The organism is Aliiglaciecola sp. NS0011-25, from assembly GCF_040370605.1.
GTDB classification, from domain to species: Bacteria; Pseudomonadota; Gammaproteobacteria; order Enterobacterales; family Alteromonadaceae; genus Aliiglaciecola; species Aliiglaciecola lipolytica_A.
In genome coordinates, this window is record NZ_BAABWR010000006.1 from 212,109 (window position 1) to 219,159 (window position 7,051).

The window sequence follows — 7,051 nt, forward strand, 5'->3', positions numbered from 1 at the left end:
AAATTTTTAACGTTTAATCAATTAACCTTCTTCTTGAATGAAAGACAAGTAATCTTCACCGGTTAACTTTTTCATTTGTACAATTAAATAGGCCAAAGCGGAAAAAAGCATAATTAAACTTGGCACCATGATCACTGGATAACTTAGCGCAGTCATGCGCCCTAACTCTTCAGTATATGCGGTTGTGCCAGGCTCGCTGACTAAGATGATTTTCGCCAATATGTAATTGAGAAAGGATGAAACAAAAAACGAAGCGGCGACGATATAAGAACTGATGGTTATTTTTCGATTAAATAATGCGGTATTTTGTTTTTTCTCCAATGCCTCGTCTAATGCATTCCAATTGATCACATTTTCATTAAGGATAAGAATTTTAACTAACGACCGGTTGGTATATTGGGAAATTAAAACCGCAATACCTAAAATGCCCGGGATAGCCGCTTCTTTAATCGCAATGTATTCGGCGGGAAGTTTCAACAAGGTGATACCACCGGTAAGTATGACACTGATAATGCCAAGAATGGAAAAACCGTTTACTTTTCCAGATTTTTTTAAGTCCCATATACCGTATCCAATAGGAAATGCCAAAGCGCAAACCACACTTAATGCGGGTCCCAAATATTCTTCACCACTGAGATACGACAAAATCAATACTGGAATAACAATATTGAACGCAAGATTACCTAAAAACCCGTTATTTTGTGGCGGGTTTTTTTTCGTATTTTGAGTTGACTCGTTTGCTGTTGGCTTATTCATAAAATCTTTAAAATAAATTTAACTGTTGTCAGTATATCGAACTCGCAATCAATCCACTATGGTTTTCATAGGCATTAAACGTAAAGCGACCTTTTATTGTGATTAGCGTTTTTTTGCCCATAATTTAGCCGCGCATAACCCCGCGATAAATCCGAATAAGTGAGATTCCCATGACACAAAAGCGTTTGAGGGAATTACACCAAATATTAGGCCTCCATAGAAAAAGCCTACTATTAGTGAAATTATAATGAGTTTTATGCGACCTGATATTAGCCCCCCTAAAACTAAAAATCCAAAATAACCGTAAATTATCCCACTAGCCCCAATGTGCATAGCAGGGCGAGCGAACAACCACACCAACACACCAATACTTAACATTAAATAGATGCTGACAGTTATATAGGTTTTTTTACCGTACTGCATGACGAGCAAACTAAATATGCCTAAAGTGATAATATTGGATGCAAAATGGCTCAAATTGCCATGTAAAAATGGACTAAAAATAATTCCCCGTAAGCCAATCAGTTCACGTGGGTATATCCCATAAATATTTAGACTGCGGCCAAATAGGATATTGATGCCTTCTATCACGGCAAAAAATAGCATCAAGTACAAAACAAATTTCAACTGGGATGCTAAAGCCGTTGTTTTTGAGCCCATTCGACTTATCCTAAAATAATATGTGGTAGATAACGGGACATATCTTGGGTAATAACCGAAGTATCTTCTCGAACAGAAATTCCAGCGGCTTTATCATTAACTAACCAGGAGCCAATCAATGTGAAGTTGTTGTCAAATTTAGGCAGTGGATGGAATGCTTGGTAAATAAATCCTTCCTCGCCATAAGGGCCGTCGGCATGAATAATCTGTTGTCCTTTTTCAATCACACTGACGTTTGCACCTTCACGAGAAAAAATGGGTTTTTTTACAATTCGCTGGTGATCACATAGATGTAATTCATCTTCGAAATAAGAAGGCAGCAAATTTGGGTGACCTTTAAACATCTTCCATAACATAGGCATTAGCGCTTTGTTCGACAGAATACTTTTCCATAAAGGTTCGATCCAATTAGTTTGGGAGCTTTCCACAAAGTCACCAAACTCCTCGCGCTGCATAAATTCCCAAGGATACAGTTTAAACAAGGTATCTATTTCATTATTCTTTAAATCTGTGAAACGGCCCGACTCACCCAATCCAATGTCTTCGATAAATACAAAAGGCGCTTTGAGTCCAGATTCTGCGGCACAGTCTTGCAAATATTGAACAGTGCCTCTGTCTTCTATTGTGTCCTGACAGCAGGCAAAGTGGATATGCTTGGTTTGATAATGTTTAGCAATTTCATTTAATCGCCAAATTAACTTTTCCTGCAAAGAATTAAATTGATCAGCATGGCGAGATATGCGATTGCCATCCACCAAATCTTGTAACCACAACCACTGCCAGAATCCTGATTCATATAAGCTGGTAGGTGTGTCTGCATTATTTTCATAAAGCTTGGCAGGGCCACTGCCATCATATGCAAAATCCAGTCGTGAATATAAAGAGGGATCATGATTGCGCCAAGAATCTTTAAGCCCTTGCCAAAATGCTTCTGGGATTTTAAAAGCTGACAATAAAGCGTCACTATTCACCACTTTGTCTACAACTTGTAAGCACATTTGATGAATTTCGACTGTGGGGTCTTCCAAGTCTTTTTCTATTTGCTGCAAATTGAACTGATAATAAGCTGACTCATCCCAGTAGGGTTCGCCGTACATACTGTGGAACGAAAAGCCAAATTCCTTGGCTTTTTGTTGCCAGTTTTTGCGGGGCTCACTTGGTATTCTGAACATCAGGACTCTATTGCTGTGATTAATGAATGAAAGGGGAATTAACCGCCCCAACCACCTTTGGAGCTGCTCTTACTGCCCCAATTTGATTTAGCCCGCACAGAACTACCAAATCCACCTCGTTTTATTGTTCGCGTGACGGCCGGTTTAGGCTTAAATGCGTCGGGTCTGACTTTGTAGTTACGTTTACGCAAGTCGCCATAATCGTATCCACCGGCACCAATCCATCGATAACGATATGAAGAGTAAGGTGAATAGGAGGTAAACATAGGTTGATATTGATAACGATTAGGTGAGAGCAAGTTACTCAACATATAACCTGCCATAAACGGCATAAAAAAGGACCCCGAACTGCGTTCTATCCGTTGACATTGATTCGGGCCAAATTCGCCTTCGCAATCTTGTTCGGTGTTATATTTAGGGCCTGTGCGCTCAGCTTCCGCCAGCGCTTCTTGATAGGCTGTTTGACAAATTTGCGCTTGTTCAGGGTTATCATTCGCACAATCTTGGGCATCTTTGTATATTGTTGCTTCTTGACGGCTATTCGTACAAGCGGCTAAAAAAACAGAGGCTACGCCAATCGCCAAAGGCTTGACTGAAAAATGCTTACGCATTCTGCTCAAATTAATATGTTCACTGCGTTTACGTGTCATGCTCGTGTCTCCTAATAGGTCATACAAGCCGCATTGAGTAAACCAACACCAATTGACATTGAGGCTAACATTACTCCAGCAGACACTTCTTGATTATCAATTCGTTCAGCAATTGCGGGCATAAAAGTGAAACGCAACAAAAGAAAAGCTAAAACTTGTGCCACTAGAGCGATGACACCCCAAATAGCGAAATCAAATTGCGATGCCGAGTTGGTAACAGCGCCAGAAAGGGCAATACTAAAGCCGACTATAGCGCCACCAAAACCGATAGCGGCAGCGGTGTTTTTTTCTTCCTTTACCAGTTTCCATTCATCGTGGGGGGTTACCCATGCGTACACAATTTTAAATAGAAATAGAAGCACTATTGAGACCACGAAATAAATTGTAAAGTTACCCAATCCGGCTATTGATTCCAATAAAATGTCCATCGATTTTTCCTTTTCTATATAAATTTAGATTTGCTAACCGTTTATTTTAATATCGGCAGGCAAGACATCGAACCCAGTGCTGATAACTAGGCAGCGATCATGGTTATTATCTACAATTTTTTCTTCTGCACAAACCAACAAAGTTTCGTAGCTTTCGTTGCCGATTTGCCGTTCGTATAACATCACAAATTGATCCGTTTGACTTGTATCACCATCAAGCTCGAAGGTTTTTTCAGTCATTGCCACGGGGGGAGACTCATCTCCTACGGCGTTCCATACTCGACTATAAGTGTTGTTTTCGATTTGGTAATGGGGCTGAGAAATCTGACGTTCAATCAAATCTCTCCATTGGTTATCAGTACCAACGGTTTGTGTTTCATAAAAGTACCATAACTTCACATCGGTAATGTGATTTTCTGTGTCACCACCGTCTAAAACAACCTGTAAAAAAGCGTCATCGTCAGTGTAATATCGTAATATCTTGCCACCGGTATCTAAGTGAGCTTCGCCGACAGCCTGAATTAAATGCTGTCTAGCCGCACCTTCAATGACTAATTCAGGTTCGATAAGTTTGAGTTTTAAGTCGTCAAGTTCAAAAGAGCCACCTAAATATAAGCCCATAATTTCGGGCGCTTTTATGTCAGAATTATCACTCTTTTTAGTAAACCATTTTGAAAACATGATTTCTCCGTAGAATCTAAACTGCTGTTTTTATTCAGTAAACAATTGCCAATCAAGGGCTCTGATACGTTGTTCAGCAATATAAAATAATTTGTATTTTGGCAAGATTGCCACATTGAAGTCTGGGTTTAACGTAACTTTGGCGGGAATACTTGGCTCAACAAAACCAATAAAGGTAGCGTTGTATTTTTGTTTAAGGACGACAAATAATTTTTCAACAGACAGGTTCTGAACTGAGTCAGGCACTTCCATCGAAAACTGTGCCTGTCCTTCTTGTACTGTCAACAAGTCGTGTTGCAATAAGCTTGAGCCAGGATCGAATGCTGACTTAGCCAACATTTCAACCGCTACGCTAGGAGTACATTCAACATTAGGGCAGTGGGTTTGCAATAAGTCGACTAAGCTTTCATCTTTAAAGTAAGCCAATAAATGGGCGTTCTCATTTCGTTTACTACAATACAAAGACGTTGTCATAGTGACATCATCTTCTTCGTTATCCATGACAATGACCGCCGCCTTGTCTACACAGGCCCGATCCATTTCTTTATCATTATTGAATGAGATAACTTTAATAAATTCGATTTTGTCTGGCATCGGATTGTCTATGTCCGCTTTGACACATAAAACAATTTCTGGCTTATTTTCTGTTTCTGCACGTTCTTTTAGCAACAAGTTAAGTAGTTGAATCGTGCGATGACCGTTCCAGCCAATTACCAGAACATGGTTTTCAAGATCTAATGGTTTCAAACCTTTCACTCCTCTTTGCCATTGCATAGAAACCCAAGCTGCGACTCGGCCTAAGACTAAGGCGAAAATACTCAAACCTAAGGGGATAACATAAAAGGAAACAATATATTTACCAGCGCTCGTAACGGGCGACATGTCGCCGTAACCAACAGTCGAACCGGTCACAACTAACCAATATATGAAATCATTAACGTTGAGAAGGGCATCTTCACCAGACACATAAAGTAAAATCCATGTGCTTAGTGCATAAAACAAAAGCGCCAGTACAATAGTGTACCAGCGCATCTCCGAAAAAACTCGAGTGAGTACTTTGCGAACTTTAAGTACTAATAACATTTAGAAACTGACCAATTTATTGGCCTAAAATGCGTTTAAGTTCGTCATCGGCAGAGCTTTTCCCGCCCTGAATTCCAGCTTCCGCTAAGCGTTTTTCTAAGTCCGTAGTCGAATCACTTGAGGCAAGCTCTTCAGCCGCTTCTAGTTCAGCACTACGTAACTTCTGCTTATCTTGAATACGACTTAACGATTCAGTAGCGGTTTTCATTTTACTGTTTGCACCCATGTGTCTGGAGGAAACCGCAACTTGTGCTTTTTGAACTGACTCAGTAGCCTTAACCATGTCAACTTGTTGTTCTAAACGCTTCAGGTTGTCTTTGGCCTGATTAATGTTTGTGGCAAGTTGTTTTTCTGATTGCGTAAATTGATCAAGAAACTCTTGCTCTGTTTCCATCTCTGCAGTTAAATCCGCTACTTTTTGAGCACAATCTAACGCCAGTTGACGATCCGATTCTACCGCTTTGCGGGCATGCTCTTCATATTGTCCGATTGATACTTTCAGGCTATCAACCTTTTGTTTTGCCAATTTACATTTTGCCAGAATTTGCGTGCGAGCATGATCTGATTTACGCAATTCTTCTTTTGCATCACGAATTTCTTGTTCAAGAATTCGAATGGCCTGACTGTCTACAACGGATTGAGCAGCTTCAGTTGCGCCACCTTTAACAGCTGTAATTAACTTTCTCCAAACCGACATAATCTTCTCCAAAATACCTAAATGTTTAGTGCAAATGTTCTTGATAAGCGTCTAAAAATGCAGCCACATTGTGGAATAAGGCATCTAATTCAATTTGAATGCTCTCTGCTTTAGATTGTGAACTTAATGCACCAAATGCAGTGTAATAGTCTTGCTCAGCAACTTGGGATATTCCAATCGTTGTTAATGGAAACAACATATGTGTTTTTAATATTTCTTCGTTCAAAGCTGCTTTATCTTTGACTTCTGAACTTGAAAATAAAATGGATTCGATAATGATCTGCTCTCCACTGAGCGCCAACCATGCGTCTAAACCATCACCATTTCCGATCAATAAACAATTGTCTTCCCGGGTGACAACAATGTTGTCGTTTTTTGATAAAAGGGTCTCAAGTTGATCAAGGTCCCAAGTCATATGCCTACTCTCCTGTCAGTGTAATGACTATAGTATGTTACCTTTGTAAACGAAAAAACATGATCAGTTCAAAATGAATTGTAAGTTTTTTCGCAACGGGTCGGATTGTACTGATAAATGATTTTTAAAGTCAAACTTTATTTTACTTATTTGGCTAGTATAATTTATTTTTGTAAATTATAATTCACAAATTGGTTTATTTTGATTGGGTGGAACGTGACAGAAAAACAACATAACGCAAACTGGCGACAAGTAGTGCAACGTATCATTAAGGCTGAAATGTCTAAGCGCGGAGTCAAATACCAAGATCTCAGTGACAGATTAAATACTATTGGCATTACGCAAAGTGCTGATAATTTGCGCAATAAAGTGAACAAAGGAATTTTGGGTGCTGATTTACTTTTACAAATAATGTACGTTTTAAAAATGCGTAGAATTGAGCGAGAAGATATCATTGAGTTATTTGCAGATATGCAAATTTCATTGGATGAAGATGAATTTTGAAAAAC

General features: G+C 39.4%; 10 protein-coding genes. 1 reads left to right on the forward strand and 9 read right to left on the reverse strand.

Features of this window, described 5'->3' with window-relative positions; translation table 11 throughout:
* Window positions 1–21: 21 nt before the first annotated feature.
* From ABWV72_RS07445 to ABWV72_RS07485, 9 genes are all read right to left on the reverse strand, one after another.
* On the reverse strand, window positions 22–756 hold the full coding sequence (locus ABWV72_RS07445) for a VC0807 family protein (RefSeq protein ID WP_342807256.1): 735 nt from the start codon (window positions 754–756) through the stop codon (window positions 22–24).
* Between the two features lie 102 nt (window positions 757–858).
* Complete coding sequence (locus tag ABWV72_RS07450; protein WP_303499524.1) at window positions 859–1,416, reverse strand: rhomboid family intramembrane serine protease; 558 nt, start codon at window positions 1,414–1,416, stop codon at window positions 859–861.
* Window positions 1,417–1,421: 5 nt separating this feature from the next.
* Entirely contained in the window at window positions 1,422–2,588 is a 1,167-nt protein-coding gene (locus ABWV72_RS07455; RefSeq protein WP_353369669.1) for a glutathionylspermidine synthase family protein, read from the reverse strand.
* A gap of 38 nt (window positions 2,589–2,626) precedes the next feature.
* Window positions 2,627–3,238, reverse strand: coding sequence for a DUF1190 family protein (locus ABWV72_RS07460; RefSeq protein ID WP_353369671.1), 612 nt, complete (start codon window positions 3,236–3,238; stop codon window positions 2,627–2,629).
* A gap of 11 nt (window positions 3,239–3,249) precedes the next feature.
* Window positions 3,250–3,666 (reverse strand): DUF350 domain-containing protein, encoded by a 417-nt coding sequence (locus tag ABWV72_RS07465; protein WP_216050016.1) that lies wholly within the window; start codon window positions 3,664–3,666, stop codon window positions 3,250–3,252.
* 33 nt (window positions 3,667–3,699) lie between these two features.
* Window positions 3,700–4,347 (reverse strand): YjfK family protein, encoded by a 648-nt coding sequence (locus tag ABWV72_RS07470; protein ID WP_216050017.1) that lies wholly within the window; start codon window positions 4,345–4,347, stop codon window positions 3,700–3,702.
* Window positions 4,348–4,377: 30 nt separating this feature from the next.
* A complete protein-coding gene (locus ABWV72_RS07475) occupies window positions 4,378–5,430 on the reverse strand; it encodes a potassium channel family protein (protein WP_216050018.1) in 1,053 nt (350 codons plus the stop codon).
* A 16-nt stretch (window positions 5,431–5,446) separates the two neighbouring features.
* Complete coding sequence (locus tag ABWV72_RS07480) at window positions 5,447–6,127, reverse strand: PspA/IM30 family protein (protein WP_216050019.1); 681 nt, start codon at window positions 6,125–6,127, stop codon at window positions 5,447–5,449.
* Between the two features lie 25 nt (window positions 6,128–6,152).
* Entirely contained in the window at window positions 6,153–6,542 is a 390-nt protein-coding gene (locus tag ABWV72_RS07485; protein ID WP_216050020.1) for a DUF2170 family protein, read from the reverse strand.
* A gap of 216 nt (window positions 6,543–6,758) precedes the next feature.
* On the opposite strand from ABWV72_RS07485, the gene ABWV72_RS07490 reads away from it, so the two are divergent.
* Complete coding sequence (locus ABWV72_RS07490; protein WP_342807264.1) at window positions 6,759–7,046, forward strand: DUF6471 domain-containing protein; 288 nt, start codon at window positions 6,759–6,761, stop codon at window positions 7,044–7,046.
* Window positions 7,047–7,051: the final 5 nt, after the last annotated feature.